This window comes from Streptomyces litchfieldiae, from assembly GCF_031845365.1.
Taxonomy (GTDB): Bacteria; Actinomycetota; Actinomycetes; order Streptomycetales; family Streptomycetaceae; genus Streptomyces; species Streptomyces litchfieldiae.
The window spans coordinates 1-255 of sequence record NZ_JAVREL010000175.1 but is presented as its reverse complement, the minus strand read 5'-3'; the positions used below and the strand labels follow the sequence as shown (position 1 = coordinate 255).

Annotated in this window: 1 protein-coding gene; it reads left to right on the top strand. The window is 67.5% G+C overall.

Annotated elements, in window-relative coordinates; translation table 11 throughout:
* On the top strand, positions 1-255 hold a 255-nt coding region (locus RM590_RS36305; protein ID WP_311708995.1), incomplete at both ends, for a hypothetical protein.

The window sequence follows — 255 nt, the reverse complement described above, 5'->3', positions numbered from 1 at the left end:
TGGTGGCCTCCGCCACCGACGAGATCGACAGCTCGCTGGGCGCCGACTACATCATCCAGACCAGCAACTTCATGCCGATCCTGCCGGAGGCCGCCGAAGCGGCCCGGGCCGTGTCCGAGCTGGACCATGTCACCGACGTCCGGGACGTGGAGACCGAGACGACCATGCCAGGCGGCGAGTCCGTCGATGTCACGCTCAGCGTCACCCAGGCGTCCTACGAGCAGGACTTCACCTCCGACGTGCTGGAGGGCGACT